The 449-nt window shown below is 42.8% G+C and carries 1 rRNA gene; it reads left to right on the top strand.

Features of this window, described 5'->3' with window-relative positions:
* Positions 1-374: 374 nt before the first annotated feature.
* Positions 375-449: ribosomal RNA gene (gene rrf, locus Q1B03_RS22005) — 5S ribosomal RNA — on the top strand; the annotation flags it as partial.

A 449-nucleotide genomic window follows, 5' to 3' on the forward strand; every position in this document is an offset into this window, starting at 1 on the left:
TAGGTAGATAGGTCAGAGATGGAAGCATGGCGACATGTGGAGTTGACTGATACTAATCGATCGAGGACTTAACCACACTATAAAGCGGAGGCGGCTTGACCAGAGACGACAAGCATTTCTGGGCAATCAGAAGAGGGTGCCTTTTACCCTCAGCTGATTGAACTGAAATGACCTCGAGTCTCTAGCCGCCGGAGCTGGAATGGTATCTACTTGAAGAAGTAGATGCACAATTGGTCGATATTCGGCTTTCTTGACATCAATTCTTTATCTAGTTTTCAGGGAATAAATTTTATAAGAAAATATAAAAAAAGCCTTGAAAAAATATATCTACGCGATATAATAATACTTGTCCTTAAAAAAGTGACAAGGAATTGTCTGGTGACAATGGCGAAGAGGTCACACCCGTTCCCATGCCGAACACGGAAGTTAAGCTCTTCAGCGCCGATGGT

This window comes from uncultured Rossellomorea sp. (assembly GCF_947488365.1).
In the GTDB taxonomy this organism is placed as follows: domain Bacteria; phylum Bacillota; class Bacilli; order Bacillales; family Bacillaceae_B; genus Rossellomorea.